The 18,880-nt window shown below is 43.0% G+C and carries 14 protein-coding genes; 3 read left to right on the plus strand and 11 right to left on the minus strand.

The features are described 5' to 3' along the window. Positions 1 to 429 precede the first annotated feature (429 nt). The 3 genes from DWW13_RS13300 to DWW13_RS13310 all read right to left on the minus strand — a co-directional run bounded on the left by DWW13_RS13300 (position 430) and on the right by DWW13_RS13310 (position 3,067). Complete coding sequence (locus tag DWW13_RS13300) at positions 430 to 1,170, minus strand: energy-coupling factor ABC transporter ATP-binding protein (RefSeq protein ID WP_055267210.1); 741 nt, start codon at positions 1,168 to 1,170, stop codon at positions 430 to 432. Between the two features lie 110 nt (positions 1,171 to 1,280). After that, positions 1,281 to 2,051, minus strand: coding sequence for a cobalt ECF transporter T component CbiQ (cbiQ, locus tag DWW13_RS13305; RefSeq protein ID WP_055267212.1), 771 nt, complete (start codon positions 2,049 to 2,051; stop codon positions 1,281 to 1,283). A 23-nt stretch (positions 2,052 to 2,074) separates the two neighbouring features. Then, complete coding sequence (locus DWW13_RS13310; RefSeq protein ID WP_117762066.1) at positions 2,075 to 3,067, minus strand: energy-coupling factor ABC transporter permease; 993 nt, start codon at positions 3,065 to 3,067, stop codon at positions 2,075 to 2,077. Positions 3,068 to 3,501: 434 nt separating this feature from the next. Between DWW13_RS13310 and DWW13_RS13315 the strand changes: the two genes are divergently transcribed. After that, complete coding sequence (locus DWW13_RS13315) at positions 3,502 to 4,959, plus strand: alpha-L-fucosidase (protein WP_117762067.1); 1,458 nt, start codon at positions 3,502 to 3,504, stop codon at positions 4,957 to 4,959. Between the two features lie 357 nt (positions 4,960 to 5,316). Here the strand turns inward: DWW13_RS13315 and DWW13_RS13320 are convergent, their stop codons facing one another. The 3 genes from DWW13_RS13320 to DWW13_RS13330 form a co-directional block, all read right to left on the minus strand. Next, positions 5,317 to 6,702 (minus strand): glycosyl hydrolase family 28 protein, encoded by a 1,386-nt coding sequence (locus DWW13_RS13320; RefSeq protein ID WP_118720298.1) that lies wholly within the window; start codon positions 6,700 to 6,702, stop codon positions 5,317 to 5,319. A gap of 12 nt (positions 6,703 to 6,714) precedes the next feature. Then, positions 6,715 to 8,868 carry a glycoside hydrolase family 3 N-terminal domain-containing protein gene (locus tag DWW13_RS13325; RefSeq protein WP_118720300.1) on the minus strand — a complete coding sequence of 718 codons (2,154 nt, stop codon included), beginning with the start codon at positions 8,866 to 8,868 and terminating at the stop codon, positions 6,715 to 6,717. 91 nt (positions 8,869 to 8,959) lie between these two features. Next, entirely contained in the window at positions 8,960 to 10,753 is a 1,794-nt protein-coding gene (locus DWW13_RS13330) for a family 43 glycosylhydrolase (protein ID WP_118720302.1), read from the minus strand. 250 nt (positions 10,754 to 11,003) lie between these two features. Between DWW13_RS13330 and DWW13_RS13335 the strand changes: the two genes are divergently transcribed. After that, complete coding sequence (locus DWW13_RS13335; RefSeq protein WP_082424849.1) at positions 11,004 to 11,636, plus strand: nucleotide exchange factor GrpE; 633 nt, start codon at positions 11,004 to 11,006, stop codon at positions 11,634 to 11,636. A 376-nt stretch (positions 11,637 to 12,012) separates the two neighbouring features. On the opposite strand, the gene DWW13_RS13340 is transcribed toward DWW13_RS13335, so the two are convergent. The 5 genes from DWW13_RS13340 to DWW13_RS13365 all read right to left on the minus strand — a co-directional run bounded on the left by DWW13_RS13340 (position 12,013) and on the right by DWW13_RS13365 (position 16,752). Continuing rightward, positions 12,013 to 13,281, minus strand: a complete 1,269-nt coding sequence (locus DWW13_RS13340) for an extracellular solute-binding protein (RefSeq protein WP_055226137.1) — start codon at positions 13,279 to 13,281, stop codon at positions 12,013 to 12,015. Between the two features lie 90 nt (positions 13,282 to 13,371). Beyond that, positions 13,372 to 13,728 carry a hypothetical protein gene (locus tag DWW13_RS13345; RefSeq protein WP_022461240.1) on the minus strand — a complete coding sequence of 119 codons (357 nt, stop codon included), beginning with the start codon at positions 13,726 to 13,728 and terminating at the stop codon, positions 13,372 to 13,374. A 112-nt stretch (positions 13,729 to 13,840) separates the two neighbouring features. Next, entirely contained in the window at positions 13,841 to 15,055 is a 1,215-nt protein-coding gene (locus tag DWW13_RS13350; protein ID WP_055226134.1) for a M56 family metallopeptidase, read from the minus strand. Positions 15,056 to 15,084: 29 nt separating this feature from the next. Further along, entirely contained in the window at positions 15,085 to 15,450 is a 366-nt protein-coding gene (locus DWW13_RS13355; RefSeq protein ID WP_055226132.1) for a BlaI/MecI/CopY family transcriptional regulator, read from the minus strand. Between the two features lie 372 nt (positions 15,451 to 15,822). Next, positions 15,823 to 16,752 carry a calcium/sodium antiporter gene (locus tag DWW13_RS13365; protein WP_055226130.1) on the minus strand — a complete coding sequence of 310 codons (930 nt, stop codon included), beginning with the start codon at positions 16,750 to 16,752 and terminating at the stop codon, positions 15,823 to 15,825. Between the two features lie 849 nt (positions 16,753 to 17,601). On the opposite strand from DWW13_RS13365, the gene DWW13_RS13375 reads away from it, so the two are divergent. After that, positions 17,602 to 18,798: a cation:proton antiporter gene (locus DWW13_RS13375; RefSeq protein WP_055226128.1), complete on the plus strand. Its 1,197-nt coding sequence runs from the start codon at positions 17,602 to 17,604 to the stop codon at positions 18,796 to 18,798. The last annotated feature ends 82 nt before the right edge of the window (positions 18,799 to 18,880 follow it).

Here is an 18,880-nt window from a genome sequence, read left to right on the forward strand (position 1 = left end):
ATAATTTAGAAAACATATACACTACTTATTCATTTCACAGTAATGCAAATTATTAAAATTACAATTTTGTTATCATTCTGTTATCACAAACGGTTGTCAGGACACTCTCCCGGCAACCGTTTTTCTATACTGTTCGTTATTCTTTTCCACTCTTTTTTATATTTCCAGGTAACAGAAAAACCCGTAGAACCGAAGTTCTACGGGTATCTTACGTTTGGACACAACGTTATCTTACGATAACAAATCTATATTCAGATTGTATTACTCAATGATTGTAGCAACACGTCCTGATCCTACTGTTCTACCACCTTCACGGACAGCGAACCAACGTCCATGTCCACGCGAACTTTTTCCGATTCCCGCCATTACTACCATCACCGCGAGAAATCCACAACGTATGTGTTTCATCACTTTCTTCCGCAAAACCTTCTACCACATCGGCTTCTGCAGGCAAAACGGCAGCTCCAGTCCGTTTGCCTCAAGAAGCTCTTTGTTTGTCAATATTTCTTTCGTATCCCCGTCGCAGACAATCCGTCCGCCGGCCATCAGAATCACGCGATTGCAGGTTTCCAGAATCATATCGAGATCATGCGATGCGATGATTTTCAGATGTTCAAAATCGTTCAGTATATGAATTAACGTTCTACGGTTTTTTGGATCGAGTGCAATCGATGGTTCATCCATCAGAATGATATCCGGTGTCATTGCGAGGATCGTGGCGATCGATGCCATCTTTTTCTCACCGCCCGACAGCTTATAAATCTGCTTGTCCCGTAAATGCCCGATATGAATCTGTTCCAGTGCATGGCTGACACGCTGTTCCACTTCTGTTTCCAGCAGTCCGTAATTGCGTGGTGCAAATGCCACGTCCGCGAATACCGTCGACATGAACAGCTGACTGTCCGAATCCTGAAAGACATATCCGATTTTCTCGCGCACTTTCGGAAGCATCTCCTTCACAACCGGCATCTCCTCCACACGAATGCTGCCCTCATAGTCCGGATTTAGCCCGACCAGCAATTTCAGCAGCGTGGATTTCCCGACACCGTTCGCTCCAATCAGCCCGATGCTGTCATTTTCGTGTGCGGTAAATGTGATGTCCTGCAGAATCGGGACTGTTTTTTCGTAAGAATAATTAACATGTTCAAAATTGATGTGAATATGGCTCATTTTTGATATCTCCCGACAATTCTTTCCTCTTCCGCGTGCAGGCCACTGCACCGGGTTGCTTTTCTACATCTTCCGACTCGTTGCAAATAGATGTCTCCCCACGCAGCATTTCATCCCGTTACCTTCAGCACGGCAAAAAGTGCAAGCCACACGCCCAGATACAGCCAGTCCTTCGCTTTGCACGGCTCCTTCGCTGTATAGTAAAATTCTCCCCGATAGCCGCGCAAAGTCATGCTTTCATACACCTCATTTGCGCGGTCCATGCTGCGCAGAAGCAGCTGGCCGGCCAGTGTTCCCCATACCTTGAAATGAACACCCTTCTGATTCGGCGCGCGCAGACTGTACGCCTGGGTCATGCGGTTTGCCTCCTCGAGAAGCACTGTAACATAGCGGTACGTCAGCAGCACCTGTGTCACCAGAATGGCAGGGATGTGAAGCAGACGCAGTGCATAACAGATTTTTTCGATGGATGTTGTCGCAATCAGAAGATATGCCGCCAGTACGCTGTAAATGCCTTTGATCATCAGCGTCACCATGGAAAGCATCCCTGCTGTCAGCGGAACGGTACCAATATACCCGATTACCTGACGGTCAAAAATCGGATTAAACAGCCCCACAAAGCAGACAAGTGGCAGAACAATCCGAAGCCGCCGGATACTGTCGCAGAATGAAATTTCGCCGACGATAAAGAGTACAATCGGATAAATTCCCATGCGCAGCAGGCCGGTCAGATCGTATTTTTGAAAGGACATGGTTACGGTCAGAAAAACAATCGTTAAAACAAGTTTAACCAGTGGATGAAGCCTGTTCACCCACTGGTCCTTCGCCGCAAGCATATCCATATGATGGATTTCATATAGTGCATTGCCAAGTTTATTCATTTCTTTCTCCTGTTCCGTGCAGCTTATGACTTTTTCTTTTTAAAGAAACGGAATGCATAGCATGCACCGACACAGACAATAAGAACAACTGCGGATCCCGCAATTCCGGAAAAGCTGGTTCCAAACGTGGAATCGGAATTTTTAAATCCATAGTCCGGCAGAAGTGCCGTTTTTTCCTGAATTTCTTCCGCCGCTGCATGTGCGCCGGTTCCGTCGTTTTCCAGTTCCGTCGAACCAGTCAGACGCTCCATAGACCACTCAAGTCCATCCGGATTGGAGGATGCCGCAAGAGAAACGGCTCCGCCGATCACCAGTGCTGCGATTCCTAAGATCGCAATTGTCTTCTTGAAAGAAAATCGGCTCTTTGCCCTTTCTTCGCTGCACGAAAGCATCTCCGGGCGGGCTTCATAGACGAACAGCAGAACGGCCGCTGTAATCAGGCCTTCTACAAGACCAATCGCGAGATGAATCGGCTGCATTGTTGCCACAAATACCGAAAACGGCAGATCCGTTATGCCGGATGCAAGTGTTTCCAGTGCCACACTAAAAGCGCCAAGCTGCAGCGTCACCACGCACCCAAGGATGGAAGCACCTACAATCTTTCCGCGCGACATTCCCTTTTTCATCATCGGACGCCAGAACAGGAAATAACCGAGAAAGCACCCATAAAACGCCATATTCCAGATGTTGCACCCGAGCGCCAGAAGACCGCCGTCCGCAAACAGCAGACACTGGATCAGCAGCACACCGATCATTGTTAAAAACGCGGCATACGGTCCGAGCAACGCGGTCAGCATCATACCGCCGCAGAGATGACCACTCGAGCCTGTGCCCGGAATTGTAAAGTTAATCATCTGCGCCGCAAAGACAAACGCACCCATCACTCCCATCACTGGGATCTTTTTCGGGTCGCTCTCCAGGCGTACTTTTTTTACAGAAAAGCCAGCTACTCCGCCGGAACAGACATACATTGTTGCAGCCACTGCAGGCGCAACCAGCGCATCAGCCATATGCATAATGTTCTCCTCCTTTTTGGTTTCTGTTTTTTTCTTTTTTTACTTTACTACGCTAAAATTCGTCCTGCAAGCCCCCGTGGGGGTTATTTTTTGGGATTTTTTTATGATCCTTTTTGTTCACTTTTACCGATTTTTTATGAACATTTTGTTTAAATTTAAAGGGTGACTTTTTAACATTTATATGGTATTCTATAGACAACACAGACGGATATCCCGGTGTCGGGAGTCCGTACACACACTATCTCGAGGACAGGATTCCTGTCCGATCCGCGGCCGCCTGCACGTCATCGGGTCGCCGCGGTTTTTTCTACAGAAAAAAGCCCTCCGGGCAGGATTCTTTCTTATTTTAGTGCCAAAACCGGCTCTTTAACGGGTTCTGGCTGTATTTTCGAGTATTGGTGTGAATTTCATCTTGACGAGAAGGAGACTCTCTTATGAGCACAGAGAACTTAGAACACGAAGATCAAAACAGAACAACGGAACCGATCATCGATATCCTGGGCAATGAAGCGCCCTCTGATCCAGAACAGGAAATTGTTTCCCAAGGTGTCCACAACTACAGCGCCGCTGAAACGTATGTGTGTCCGACCGATCCGGCTGTTCTGCAGCAGCTCGAATGGTTCCGGGATCAGAAGCTTGCGCTGATGATGCATTTTGGATTGTACTGCCAGCCCGGCATGGTTGCCTCCTGGGCATTAAGCGACAAGGATTCAGACTGGTCCCGCCACCAGGTAAACTGGACGGACGGCGAAACCTTTAAAAAACAGTATTTCGGCCTGAATCGTTCGTTTAATCCGGTCCGCTTTCAGCCGGAGGAATGGGCGCAGATGGCAGAGGACTGCGGATTCCGTTATCTTCTTCTGACCACAAAGCATCACGACGGATTCTGCCTCTGGGACACCAAATATACAGATTATAAAACAACTGCAGAGGACTGCCCGTTCCATGAACATAAAAATGCGGATATCGTAAAATCCATGTTTGATGCATTCCGTGCAAAAGGCATCGGCATCGGTGCTTATTTTTCCAAAGCCGACTGGCACTGCCCGGACTACTGGAATGAAGATCTGAGAAAAGATGGTCTGACATCCCGCGGACCTTCCTACGATCCGAAGGAATATCCCAAGGTGTGGAACCGTTTTAAAGAATATACAAAAAATCAGGTTCTGGAGCTCTGTGAGAATTACGGTAAGCTGGATATTCTCTGGTTCGACGCGGGCTGGGTCTCTGAGAGCAACGGCCAGGATATTGAGCTTGGAAAGATCGTTGAGGAAGCACGTAAGATTCAGCCGTGGATTCTCTCCGTTGACCGTACAATCGGCGGTGCTTACGAAAACTACGTGACACCGGAGCTCTGCATTCCGGAAGAACCGCTGAACGTTCCGTGGGAAAGCTGCCTTACCCTCGGCGTTGACTTTACGTACGAATACGGCGACCATTATAAATCTCCGCGTGAGCTTGTCGGCATGCTTGTCAACATCGTTGCCAAAGGCGGCAACATGGCACTGAACGTCAGCCCACAGCCAGACGGCCGCATCCCGGTCGATGCCTGGGACAGCCTGAACGGTTTTGGCCAGTGGATGAAAACTTTCGGCGATGCTATCTACGGAACCCGCGTCTGCGCGCCGTACCAGAGCGGAACCCTTTCGTTCACACAGAAAGGTGATTCTGTCTATGTATTCCGGTTATATCCGACGGTACAGGAATCGGTAGAGGCAGAAATTTTCGTACCGTATACCGAGGCGAAGATTTCGGAGATCTGTATGGTGGAAAACGGAGAAAATGTTGCATTCAAAGAAGTCGAAGGCGGCCTTTGCATAACTGTCCCGGCAGGATACAGACGAGGCTCCGCACCGATTGCGCTGGTGTTTGAGATGAAGAAAGAACGGTAAATCAACAAGTGTAAAATTTTCCTTGATCCATTCAGGTCGGCTGGATTAGTCATTGATACGCCTAACGTCAAAACAGTTCAAGTGCATTTCTGCACCTGAACTGTTTTTCTGCTTTGTCAATATAATTGAAAAAACTATATTCATTTAAGAAGTTGTTTCAATCCACAGTCGGTAATTTCACAGAGTCTGACTTGTCAGCAGAATGCTGACTGTGGTTTGCCTCATGTCAGTAGGGATACCGATTTCTCTCCGCCCTCCACTGCCGTTAATTTTCTTATTTGCAATTCATCTCACCACCTATCGAGGTGGGAGAATCCTTGCCATTATTTGTTGAATCTTCCCTATATGGTAATATTCTCAGAATTTCATCTGTCTGCATGTTCTGACACCGTTGACGTAAATATCATTTGCCAGTTCTATGACTAGCCGCATATCCTGCCAGGTTTCACACTTGTTCCCCATAAAAGTAATGTTATCAAAATGGACATCATGAACACGTACTTCTTCTGTCGGTGTCTGGTACCCCCGGATTACGGAAACCGGGACATCTCCGTTCAGCACCTGGATATTATCAAAATAGATATCATTAATCTCTCCTTTGGCAAGCTGTTCCGTATATTTGCAAAGCAGAACCTTAATATCAAACAGTTTCTGTTCTGCCTGCTCTACTCTGATGTTTTTATAATGTATATCATGAACATGACCTCCATCTGCCTGATGTATGGAAATCGCCGCACCACCCATGTTTCCTTCATACTGGCAGTGTATGATGTCACAGTCTTCAAATACCAGGTCGTGGATTTCGCTCTGGAGGGCATAACCAAGCTCTATGGCATTACCGGGTTCTGCATTCCAGATTACGTTATTGTGAACACGCACTTTTGTTACATCACGTACCGTTGACGGATCTTCAAACAATCTTTGGGATTTGATGCAGATACTGTCGTCTGTGGAACGGATAAAGCAATTTTTTACCTCTACATCCTGGCTGCTCGTAATATCAATACCGTCTCCCGTTACAATCCTCGACATAATATTCATATTATCAATCACAACATGGTCACACGCCGCAGGAACTACATGCCAGGAAGGTCCGTCTACAGCCGTAAAGCCTTTTAAGAGTACATTATTACACCACTTGGCATAGATAAAGAAACGGTGTGCATTACTGTCCGGCAGATGCCAGCAGGATCCGTTGATAATTCCGTTTCCTACAATGGAAATATTATCACAGTGGTCTGCATATACACACCCTGATACAACCGCACCTTCCTCAATATAAACCGTATCATTGGACTTTAAGGTAAGAACTCCTACATTATATACCTTGCCCTTTTCAAAGCAGATGGTGGTATCTGCCGGTTTCTCAATCCTGTGCGAGCAAAGTACAAACAATGCATCATGAAGACCACCATCTGTCTCTACAGTAAACTTTCTCGGTTCATCAAGATGGATATGGATTGTTTCTCCTTTTACAGAAGGAACTATGCCAAAGCTGGACGGACGGATTTCAAGTTTTTCATATGATGCATGGATTGAAATCTCCAGATCATACGCTTCGTTATCTACTACAACAACATAGTCAAACGAATCTGTATGGTATACCACTCGCTCTGTTCCATTGCAGGTAACACTGTATTTTGCTGATTTTTCCAATTCATCTACAGAATTTAAAATAAATCTCGGTTCCTTGACCGGGTCCGGATTAGGATAATAAATCAAATCATTTTCAAAATCCTTCATGTCTCTTTTCTCCTATGCTTGTATAATGTTCTCAGAAACAAGGTGGTCACTACTGTTTCCAATACTGATACGCAGTTTCATTCCGCTACTGACGGTTTCCATGTTTTTCCCATAATATGAGAATTCTTCCTGATCAATAAAGAAATCTACATCCTTCTTTTCCCCCGGCTCCAGGAAAACCTTTCGGAAACGGACAAGTTCTTTCTTTGGACGTACTACAGATGCATATAATGTTTCATAATAACACTGGACTACTTCTGCTCCCACAACACTCCCTGTATTGCACACATTACAATGTATATGTACTTTTTTATCCTGGCCTATCTGCACATCAATGTCCGAAATATCAAACTCTGTATAAGACAATCCATAGCCAAATGGATATAACGGCGTATTTGGGATATCCATATATCTGCTGGTGAAACGATTTTCTGAATTATCTTCTGTAAATATATGTCCGGTTTTTACATCCCAGTAGCTTATGGGCACCTGCCCCACACACCATGGGATACTCACAGATAATTTGCCGGAAGGGTTTAATCTGCCATACACAATATCTATGATTGCTTCAGCTCCCATAGTGCCGGGTCTCCATGCCATAATGACAGCCTTGGATCTTTCTGATATCCTCCGCAGGTCCAATGGTCTTCCTGTAATTACCACAGTCACAATATTACTTGTACGTTCTGCTATTTTTTCAAATAACACCTGCTGTTCTTCTGGCAAAGTCAGAAATGCCCTGCTGGCAGCCTCTCCTGACTGGGACTCATGTTCACCCAGTACACATACAACCGTATCTTCATGGGTTATCGTTTCCAGCCACTGCTCATCCCTTGGCTTGTCAGACAATTCCTGTTCCACCTGCCATACCTTACACTCTTCATCAGAAAGAATATTGCATCCTGTAATACATTCTGCTTCTATCTGCTTTTTTTGTAAAATATCTTCTATTGTTTCAACTGCCTCATGTTCTCCAAAAATTGACCAGCGGCTTAAAAATTCTCTTGACGCTGTATAAGGACCTGCCCAGATAACTTTCTTCTTCCTGCTTAATGGCAGCAGCTTTTCATTTTTCAAAAGGACACAGCTTTCGCCCGCCAGCTGATATGCCTTTTCCCGGTTATGCAGAGTCAGTTTTCCACTCTTTCCAAGACCGGCAAACGGATTTTCAAAAAGCCCCAGCTGATTTTTCATCATCAGGACCCGGAATGCACTTTCATCAACAAACGCTTTCGGGATTTTTCCGCTTTCTACCAGTTTTTCCAGACACAGCATATAAGCAGGACTCATCATATCAATGTCTACACCGGCTTCGGAAGCCTGAATTGCTGCTTCTTCCATATCAGCTGCCACTCCCTGTTCTTCCAGCTGACCTATGGAGCCCCAATCTGAAATTACAGTTCCCTCAAATCCTTCCTTATCCCGCAGAAGCCCCTTAAGAAGTTCCTTATTTCCGCTTATCGGTTTACGGTCAATAGCATTAAAAGCTGTCATGACCATAGCAGGCTTTGCTTTTAATGCCATACGGAAAGGTTTTACATACTGTTCCAGAAATGTCCGCTGGGATATTTCAACATCATTATATTCCCTTCCTGCATTCACTGCCCCATAACCCGCAAAATGCTTCAGGCATGCCGCTATTCCGGCATCATCTTTCTGCTGATAGCCATCTACCATTGCTTTTCCCATGATCCCATTTACATATGGATCTTCTCCAAAGGATTCCATCATCCTTCCCCATCTGGGATCTCTTGAAACATCAATCATAGGAGAAAATGTTGCTCTGAGCCCTTCTGAAGATGCCTCCAAGGCAGCTATAGAAGCCGCCTCAGACACCAGTTCCGGATGAAATGAACACGCCTGCCCCAACGGAATCGGAAAAATCGTCCGACATCCATGGATAACATCTGCCATAAAAAGAAGCGGAATATGATGGGGATGCTGTTCCATATATCTGCTCTGAATATCATAAATTTTATCTTTACCGATCACTCCAAGCACTGAACCGGCATATTGAATGATCCATTCCGGTGGTAACTGTTCGCCAACAACACCGGTGAGTACTGCCTCTTTATCGAAGTATACACCGGTGAGCTGCACCATCTGTCCTATTTTTTCCTGTAATGACATTTCTGACAGCAATTGCTGTAATTCATGTATTTCCATAAATACTCCTTATGTTCAATCCGTTTATTTCTAATGTTCATTTCTCCAAAGAGCACCTGAGCTGTTTTTCTGCTTTTTCAATATAATTGTATCATGCAAGCGGCCTTACGGTTCCTTCCGTAATTCCATTTTCATTAAACGCATCGACTCTCACATACACCGTTTCGCCTTCTACCAGCGCTCCAATATTTTGCTCCGGCATAAAGGTCATGCAGCTGTGATACAGCTTGTCCGGTGCAAAACCCCAGAGGACGTTGTATCCGACAGCGTCTGTCTGTGGCTCGATGGTGATGCGCATATCCATAGTTCCGGTCCGCTCTGCCTGGTACTGCGGTGCGGATGGTTTTTCGCCGTTGCCGAGGCCGAAAACACGAAGACCGGAGATGCATGGATTCTGGTTGTACGGCACTTCAAAAACAGTGAGTTTCAGATAACGGATCTGTACACCCTCTTCTTTTACGATGAAATCGTGCGGCAAATTGGTTTCTGCGTCTGATTTATCTGCCAGAACAAAATAGTTTGTTCCATCGGCGGATGCCTCAAGCAGCCATCTGGTCTTATGCTGGCTCGGGTCGATATATCGTTCGCCCTGACGCTCGCCCGGCAGAGGTGCATCGATTTTGTCATCTGCAAAATTGATCTGTACGGCGCGGACATCTTTTACCTCACCAAGATCCATCGAAATCCACTCACCCGGCTGATTTCCGGCTGCGCGCCACCAGGTCTGGATATTTTCATCTGTCGCAAACGACGGTTCTCTGCCTTCTTCCGAGGACGATGCCGTCATTGCTTTCTGATAGCTTAAGAGATACCACTCCGGTTTTGCCCATGGGTCTTCTTTTGCCTGCTCCACCGCCATCGGCCAGTCGCCGAACTGCTGATTACAGAACAGGACACCATCTTTGTCGAAACCTGCCCGCCAGATGCCGACGCGACGCTCCATATCGTGGTTTTTGCTGATCTGCATTGTCGCGGTATGCCACCAGTTTCCATAGCGGTCTTCCATCGTCGAACCGTGGCCTGCACCGCGCAGGAATCCACCCGGTTTATAGGAATATGGATTGTTCTTTGCCAGACGGAACGGGCCAAGCGGGGAATCACTCTCGTAAACACCGTCACCGTAAACGTTGTATTCCGTTCCCGGGCCGGCATACTGGAGGTAATAGGTTCCGTCATGCTTCGTCATCCATGCGCCCTCGATGAACGGTCTCTGACTGAACATAATTTTGGCAAACCCGATCTGCTCCTCCGTCAGATGATCCGCATCTTTTCCCTGTGCTTTCAGAAATTCTTTGAATTTTTCAACAGCTTCTTCTTCACTCAGCGGCATTTTGGAATGATTTTCTCCGACGCGCTCGTATCCGATTTTTTCCGGCTGACCGTAGATCAGTTCTTTTCTCTCGGTCTTTGGAACCATCGTCTCCGGTTCAAGCTCCACACCCCAGATCGGAGTCACGTTATTGCATCCCCAGTAAAAATAGAGCTTTCCGTCATCATCAAGAAACAGGTTCGGATCCCAGAAATCGAAGGTTCCCGGAATACGCTCAAACGGACCGTTTAAGATATCTTTCGTGCGGTAAAAATCGCAGATCGTGCCACGACGGGATGCGCTGAAATACACGTAATCGCCGACCACGCGCACATCCGGCGCATAGTCATACAGCGGCAGGCTGTCCGGCAGACGGTGGCTCTCCCAGTGAACCATATCCTCCGAAACCCAGACGCTCAACGTCATGGACGCAAAAATATAATACTTTCCCTGAAATAAAATCATCGACGGATCGGCGGCCTCGCGGGAAATCTTGTCCTCACCGCTTCTCATATCCTGAATAAACTGGTAACGGTAATCCATATTTAACGGATTGCAGAAATACTGTTTTTTCATCAAAATTCCTCTTTCCGGACAGTACGTAAAAACCCCTGTTCGTACATCCTTTTTTCTTATGATAGAAAAAGTTTAGCATATCCCGCAAAGAAAGGAAATGTTCTGATTTGACTTTTTTGTTGCACTTTTTGGACTGTTTTTTTGTCTCAGGTATTGGACAAATTCCTGTGTTGGATTTATAATTCGTGTAATTTCAAATTGCAGAAAACAAGATCTGCAAGCCGAGTTTTCAGCATGGATCGAGGTTGGAATGGAATGCGGCGATTTTACCCTGATACTGCAATCAGGAGAGAAACGTGCAAAGATAGATTTGAGTCAATTCACAGAAGAAAAACCGGAACCTTTCCCGATAAACACCGTTTTCGTGCCGAAACAGCTTCTCGCAAATGTACTTCAGGCCGGAAAAGAGTTTTGCCTGGGTGCAAAAAATCTGAACCCCACAACGAAGGATTCTGCAATTGGAAAGGGAATCCAGATGATCGCCAGACAGACACAAGAAGTATTTGCAGACTGTCATGACGGAGATACAAACATCCGGGTCAGCACATGGATTGAAAAGCTGCTGGCTGTAAAAGACAATCTTGAATATGGAATTGTCAGTTCGGAAAGAACGACAAATCGCTGGGCCTATATGGATGAAAAACTTCTTATGATGGATTTCCGTACAGCTTTGGCGCAGAATTTATACCAGCTGAATGTCTTGCCGATTGAAGCAAATGGTGCAATATTTGATCCTCATATCCATGATGCAGTACACATCGAAGAGACAGACCGGGTGGAAGAAGACAGAGTTGTCGAGGAAATACAGAAAGGCTACTTCTTCGGTGAAAAACTGTATCGACCGACAAAAGTTATTGTTTCTAAAAATCCCTGTCAAAAGTAATGCTCTGAATGCACTTCAAAAGCACCGGCCAAATGGTCGGTGCTTAAATAATGGTTTCATCATCCTGTCAAAAATAATGCTCTGCCATGTGTGTCTTGATATATACGAATCAATTTCTCAAACGCACAGATCATTAACCGATATATAAATTAAGGGTGAAGAGGAGCCTGTTTTTAAAGCTACTCATCACCCTTGACAAACCCTAAAAGAATTTAACCGAATCAACCAAGTCCTGATAAGCTGTGAAGCAGCTATTCAGTTATGAGCAAGTAACGAAGCGGATTGCGAATATCCGCTTTGGCTTTACAGACTGTTCCACAGTACTCCGGAAAATCTGTTTCTTGCAACTCTCACTCCACAGGACTGATTTTTTATGTCATTTCTGTATTTTTTCCTTCCATTTCTGTATTGTTTTTATGAAGACATGCTCTTTTTGCTTTTCATCTTCCTGTGCCTCATACTTAGATAATAAGGAATTAAGTTCCCTGTCCCATACCGAATAAAATCGAACAGTTTTTACTTCTTCCTGTATCGTTTTGATTTGTTTTTGATCTTGTCTCGAAAGACTCCGCATTCGTTTTTCTAGTTCCTTTTTGTAAATAGAAACCCCTTGCGGAAATCTTATATTGCTTGCCTCTCTTTTATCTTCTAACTCTATTCCTTTTCCCGATAAAACTTCTTCACTGTATAGCATTTGTAAAAAGGAGACTGCTTTTAAAGGTTGCTTTGTGTTCTTATTAATTCCTGCATAAAGTGTAACATTTGCAGTGAATCCGCCTTCCTGATTCGGCATTGCAAATACCGTATGAACTGTTTTTTCACCTCCAAGTTCTTCCAAATCATTTAGACTTACTACTCCTGTATCTTTTATTTTCCAGTTTAAAGCTAATGATCTTGTTTTTAATGCTACTGTTTCATCCAAAACTTTTTTTATCTGCTCTTCCGAATATAGAAGTGTTTTTTTCTTATAATCAACCACCTCACTAAATGTATCAAAAAATTGAACCCCACTTCTTTGCCCTACAATCTGTTGAATTGCTTTTTCTTTTTGTCTGGCTAATTCCAGCCAATTTCTTGATATTTCTGTATTTTCCGGTAAATCCTGTGTTGTAAATGCATATAGAAAATAATCGTATGTCATAGGAAGCAGTATTTGTTCCTCATTAGCCATACCTGCAGACAAAATCTTCTCTTCTAAAATATCTATATCAAAATATTTCATGTATGGTTTCAACGAAAGAAAGGTTCCCTGATACATTTCTTTTTTGGGGTCTTCAAAAACAACTACTCTTTGCTCACTCCAAGTCGGATTCGGCCCTTCTGCGAAAAATACATCCGGCCCTTCTCCCGTCGTAATTTCATTCTGGATCTCCTGTACTTTTTCTTCCGAAGCCTGTTGCCCTGATGGGATTACCATTAATTCCACTCCATTATTTTTATATATTTTCTTCCAGGCTGCCACTATTTGAAGTACCGTTTTTTTATTTTCTTCATCAACACAAATTTTTAATGGCATTTCCGTTTTCTCAATTTCAATCTTGGCTTGTGTATCTGCATATACCGTTTCTGCATTTAAGCTCCCACTGACTAATGTGATGTTAATCAGAATCAAACCAAAAATTTCTTTCAACCTTTTTCCCATCATTATGCTACCCCCTATGTTTCTATATGGCACAAGGCTATTGCATGACTTCTGTTTTTTTACATATCATACAACAGCCTTGTGTTTTAACCATTAATTATCATATCCGTGACAAATTGTTCTTGTTTCTTTCACATTAGCAGTATTTCCTGCGTTACAATTTAAACATTTTGTAGTTTTTATTCCTGTTCTATACTGCTTCAAATCAGTTCCCCATGCGTGACCATGAGTACATGTAACTGTACCACTGCTTATCCAGCTTCCCCATACGGTTGACGATGTTATTCTTCCTCCACATCTCGGGCAAACTGCAGCATACGGCATAATTTCTTCATACGCAAAAATATTCTTACTTTCGATAACATCCGCTTTTGTTACATTGGCAGAAAATGTACTGGCCAACATTAAGGTCATTAGAAAAATGGAAATTTTTTTCTTTACCGCTTTCATACTTTTCTCCTTAAAAATTTATTATACCTGTCAACGTACGTTCTACATTTGTGTAACAAAAAAAATACCATACTTCCTACTTTTTGTCAATCTTTTTTCTACATTTGTCTAATTAATCATTATACCCATGGCAGACTATTTTTTCTTGCCTGATCTTTATCTCAAAAAAATTTCCACATTCATTACACCTGATTTTTTCTACTCCATATCTGGCTTTCTGTAAGTCATCTCCCCATGCATATTGATGTGTACATACTACATTTTTTTCATTTTCCCATGCATTCCAAACCACTTCTCCTTGTACCGCAGCTTTGCATTTGGGACAATTTTCTATATGCGATGATGACCATATTTGTCGCGCTATTTGCATTTCCGAAAAACTCAAAATAATTATTCCAAAAAGAAAAACAGTGACGTATATTCGAAGTTTTTTTCTTGCTAAAAACACATTGTAAAATCGTTCTTTCAGTATCTCTGTTTCTGATACCATTGAAACAACTCCAGATAATTCTTTTTTCGTTTGTTTTGAAGCCACTTTTAAAATAACATTGCAATAATCTTTCCGTTGCGTCAGATTCATATGTTTTGTAACAGTCTCATCACAGACACATTCGATATCTATATTTGCCATTTTTTGCACCCACAGCATTGGGATACAAAACCAATAAACATCCCTTATAATTTGAAGAAACCTTTTATACCATAAATCGTGTTTTTTCTGATGTGTCAATTCATGTAAAAAAATCAAATACCATTCTTCATAGGAGTAATTTTCCGTTTCCAGCATTTCTTGTGGAATCAATACTTTTGTATTTCGTACACCAAACAACATAGGAGAATAAAAATCTTGATTTTCACAGACCCATATTTCTGTTTTTTTTATTTTACAAACTTCGCTTGCTTTTTTTAGAGCTTCTAATACGGAATTTTTTTGCATTCTTTTACATTCTGCAAATATTCTTTTTTTCCATATTCTATATTGTATTGCGTGAAACAAAAGGCATAAAATCATCCCTGCAAGCCATATATACGGCAAAAATTTTTCGCCTGACATCCACTCTCGAATTGAAACGTTTCCAATTTTCGTCATGATCGCAGTCTTTTGATTTTGTTCCCCCATATAATATGCCGGCATAGAAATTATAAAAAAATGTTGCCGGAATTTCTCCGTCACACTCCAAAACGGAAAGCACATTTTAATTGTCAGAAGTATCCAGACTACCTTTCTCCAGTAATGACCGAGTCTTTTCCCCATTATTTTTTGTACAACATATGCCATAAATGCGACTATGCCTATGAAAAGATTCCACTTTATGATAAATGCCATCTGTAACTATGTCCTCTACACCACTTTTTCTATTTTTGTCTGTCAATAAATTCCTGCAATTGCTTAACCTCTTTTGAGCTAAGTTTTTCTCCATCATACAATGACGATGCGAATTTTGCTAATGACCCTTGAAACATTTTATCTAACATGTTTTTTCCAACTGTGCCTATATAGTTTTCTTTTTCTACTAATGGTACATAAAGATTTGATTTCCCATTCCTCACTTTTTGAATAAATCCTTTTTTTTCCAAACGAGTAAGCAATGTTAAAATGGTACTCGGTGCAATGTTTTTCTCTACATTCAATTTCTCTTCAATTTGAAATCGGCTGACAGGTTCCGCATATTCCCATACAATCATCATAATTTCCTGTTCTGATTCTGGTAATTTTTTCATTTCTACTCTCCGCTTTTCTCTACTTTGACCAGATTATAGCATATTTTCCAGAAAATTGTTGCACTTTTTGGGACTGTTTTCCGCCTTCCGAAGCTAGTACATCGTTTTCGAAATAACTATACCACTCACTTGTCTGCAAATCTGATTGCACAGGCATAAAAGCCTCGGCGTAGCCCGCTACGCCTACATTTTTATACCTGCACACTCGAATCTGCATCCTGCGTGATTGGTATAGTTATTTACAAAACGATGTACTAGATTCTAGCATGATTCTTGATTTTTTCTTCCGTTTCGCATAGCTTTGAATGCACTTCAAAAGCACCGGCCAAATGGTCGGTGCTTAAATAATGGTTTCATCAAAAATGGTTCATCCTATACCACACATAAATATGCAAAATATCCTGCATAGCATAAAAGCATAACGACACCACACGTTTTCCGTAATTCCCTGTTCTTGTACGTCCCAATCCATAAAACCAGACCTGCCAGAATTGCGATTCCTGTGTCTACAATAAATTTAGTTTCAAATGGCACAGGACAGATCAGTGCGGCTGTTCCAATTACAAATAAAATGTTAAAAATATTGCTTCCGACAATATTTCCGATTGCAATTCCTGCATTCCCTCTTTTTGCTGCTGTCACAGATGTTACCAGCTCCGGAAGGGATGTTCCGAGAGCAACAATCGTCAGTCCGATAAAACGCTCACTCATTCCAAAGTATCGTGCAATCTCGGTTGCCCCGCTGACGGCAAAATCACTTCCTTTTACAACCAGGACGCCGCCTGCCACCATCAAAAGAAGACATTTCCAGACAGGATAATTTTTCGCTTCCTCCTCTTCCGGATTTTCCCCTTTTTTCGACATTACAAACAAATAGCCAAGATATACAAGAAACAGTACCCATAAGACTATGCCCTCGGCAAACGTTACTTTTCCTCCTGTGATTCCGCATATCATTAAAACTACCGTAACAAACATCATAAACGGTATTTCATAAAACAAGGTAGACCTTTGTATTGCCACATTTGTTATTAATGCCGTAAGTCCGAGAATAATAAAAATATTCAAAATATTGCTTCCAACCACATTTCCTATCGTAATTCCTGCGTTCTGCTGCATCGCTGCGGTAATACTTACAGCAGCCTCCGGCATACTCGTTCCCATTGCAACAATGGTAAGTCCGATAATCAGCTGGGGAATTCCAAACTTTCTTGCTATGCTTGCAGACCCTTCCACAAACCAGTCTGCTCCTTTTACCAGAAAAAGGAAACCCACTATCAAAATCCCTGCCTGTAACATCATACGTATCTTCCTCTCTTTCTTTTGCATTCTTTGCAGCAGGTGTTATAGGCATAAAAAAAGAGACTCCTACTGCATCTACAGTAAAAGTCTCGCTATTTAATCACTTTCCGAGTTATTGAATATCAATAGCTGTACTGACGAAGAAGTGAACACGGTTGGCTAGCTACTCCCTTTTATTTTTCCAGTTTATCAAATTTCTTTTTTTTCGTCAACGTTTTTGTTTCTCCTAGTTCCTTATTTCCAGATATTCTTATCTTCATTACACTTCTTTAGTATATCCAACTCCTCCTGATCATACGGAGTAAAATCTGCATGATACAAATTATGCATCCATTCTGTATTAATCAGCGGACGATTAAACTGTTTCAAAAACTTTACCATTCTTCGTGCATGCGTATAATCACCATAAAAATGAAATGTAATAATGTCCGAGAGTTCTATGTTTTCCCGATCCACCTCACCATGAAAACATGGGTTGTTTAGCCATTCATAATAGTTTCCCTTTACCCGTTTTTTCTTTGATCCCGCTTTTTAAACTCCATGTAAAATTTATTTGCTGCTTTGATCATACTATATCTACATGCTCTTTTCTATATCTCTTTTTCCATTACCGTTCACTCCTCTTAATCTGACAATAACCCTCACAATCCTCTTTTCCAGTTTTGTTTTACAAAAGAACGGTTCCATACGCCTGCATCATTTTTCCGTTTTACTTTATTTTTTCTTTCTTGCCGATAGTATTTTTTCTCAATTTTTGCTATACTGAAAATGTATGCGTATCAAACTCCGGCATTGCTCTTTCAAGCTGCCGACACATACATAAAATTCATAAAAGGGGGTATCTTTTTCATGGATACGTATGTCATTTTAAAAGACCTGGCAATCATTATCGTATTCGCAAAATTGTTTGGTATTCTTGCCAGAAAATGCAAGGCTCCGCAGGTTGTGGGCGAGCTGATTGCCGGTATTGTCCTTGGACCCAGTGTGCTGGGACTCGTTCAGCAGTCTGACTTTCTCGCACAGATGGCGGAGATCGGTGTCATTTTGCTGATGTTCTCCGCAGGTCTTGGCACCAGCCTGAAGGATCTGCTCCGCACCGGAGTGAAATCCCTGCTGATCGCCTGTGCCGGTGTTTTTGTTCCTCTCGTTCTTGGAGCCATCTTATACATGAGCTTTTATGGCTTCTCTGCTGTCGGAACGGAAGAATTTTACCACGCTGTTTTTATCGGTGTTATTCTGACTGCGACATCGGTCAGCATCACCGTACAGGCCTTGAAAGAACTCGGCAAGCTGAAAACAGAGGTTGGAACAACCATCTTAAATGCAGCCATCATCGACGATGTCATTGGTATCATTGTGCTGACTGTTGTCATCGGTTTTAAAGATCCGACATCCAATCCGCTGAAAGTAGCAGCCTCCACCATTCTGTTTTTTGCCCTTGCGATTGTGCTCGGTTTTCTCTGCTTTAAGCTGTTCAACCGCATGAACTCCGTATTTCCGCACACCCGCCGTCTCCCGATTCTGGGTCTTGCGCTCTGCTTCGGACTGTCCTACATTTCCGAAAAATATTTCGGCATCGCCGATATTACCGGTGCATACGTTGCGGGCGTTATCCTGTGTTCCCTCGATTCTTCCGATTACATCGAAGAAAAAATGGATATCAGCTCCTATATGATTTTCGGACCGATTTTCTTTGCAAGTATCGGACTCAAAACAACGCTCAGCGGCATGAACGAGAAATTCGTACTCTTTGCCATCTGTTTCGTCATCGTCGGCCTTGTCGCAAAAATCATCGGCTGTGGCCTGATGTCAAAGGGATGCGGCTTTACCTGGGGCGACAGCCTGAAAATCGGTGTCGGTATGATGACCCGCGGTGAAGTCTGTCTGATCGTCGCGCAAAAGGGTCTGAATGCAGGCTTTTTATCCGGCGATTTCTTCAGTGCCGTGATTCTGCTGATTCTCTTCTCGAGTGTTGCAACACCGATTATACTGAAAATCTTATACGCGAAAATGCCGACGGCAAAAGATTCTGCAAAGGCATCCTGACTTTCCTTTTACCAAAACAGGGCGCTGTGCCATTTCCTGCACAGCGCCCTGTTTTTTTCGTATCAACCGGTAAGTTCTGATT

The sequence above is a fragment of the Blautia sp. AF14-40 genome, assembly GCF_003479665.1.
In the GTDB taxonomy this organism is placed as follows: Bacteria; Bacillota; Clostridia; order Lachnospirales; family Lachnospiraceae; genus Fusicatenibacter; species Fusicatenibacter saccharivorans.

Bases quoted from the DNA above. Each gene is read 5' to 3' on its own strand.
- DWW13_RS13300 (WP_055267210.1), bottom strand. From the start codon at position 1,170: ATGAGCCATATTCACATCAATTTTGAACATGTTAATTATTCTTACGAA.
- cbiQ (WP_055267212.1), bottom strand. From the start codon at position 2,051: ATGAATAAACTTGGCAATGCACTATATGAAATCCATCATATGGATATG.
- DWW13_RS13310 (WP_117762066.1), bottom strand. From the start codon at position 3,067: ATGCATATGGCTGATGCGCTGGTTGCGCCTGCAGTGGCTGCAACAATG.
- DWW13_RS13315 (WP_117762067.1), top strand. From the start codon at position 3,502: ATGAGCACAGAGAACTTAGAACACGAAGATCAAAACAGAACAACGGAA.
- DWW13_RS13320 (WP_118720298.1), bottom strand. From the start codon at position 6,702: ATGAAGGATTTTGAAAATGATTTGATTTATTATCCTAATCCGGACCCG.
- DWW13_RS13325 (WP_118720300.1), bottom strand. From the start codon at position 8,868: ATGGAAATACATGAATTACAGCAATTGCTGTCAGAAATGTCATTACAG.
- DWW13_RS13330 (WP_118720302.1), bottom strand. From the start codon at position 10,753: ATGAAAAAACAGTATTTCTGCAATCCGTTAAATATGGATTACCGTTAC.
- DWW13_RS13335 (WP_082424849.1), top strand. From the start codon at position 11,004: ATGGAATGCGGCGATTTTACCCTGATACTGCAATCAGGAGAGAAACGT.
- DWW13_RS13340 (WP_055226137.1), bottom strand. From the start codon at position 13,281: ATGATGGGAAAAAGGTTGAAAGAAATTTTTGGTTTGATTCTGATTAAC.
- DWW13_RS13345 (WP_022461240.1), bottom strand. From the start codon at position 13,728: ATGAAAGCGGTAAAGAAAAAAATTTCCATTTTTCTAATGACCTTAATG.
- DWW13_RS13350 (WP_055226134.1), bottom strand. From the start codon at position 15,055: ATGGCATTTATCATAAAGTGGAATCTTTTCATAGGCATAGTCGCATTT.
- DWW13_RS13355 (WP_055226132.1), bottom strand. From the start codon at position 15,450: ATGAAAAAATTACCAGAATCAGAACAGGAAATTATGATGATTGTATGG.
- DWW13_RS13365 (WP_055226130.1), bottom strand. From the start codon at position 16,752: ATGATGTTACAGGCAGGGATTTTGATAGTGGGTTTCCTTTTTCTGGTA.
- DWW13_RS13375 (WP_055226128.1), top strand. From the start codon at position 17,602: ATGGATACGTATGTCATTTTAAAAGACCTGGCAATCATTATCGTATTC.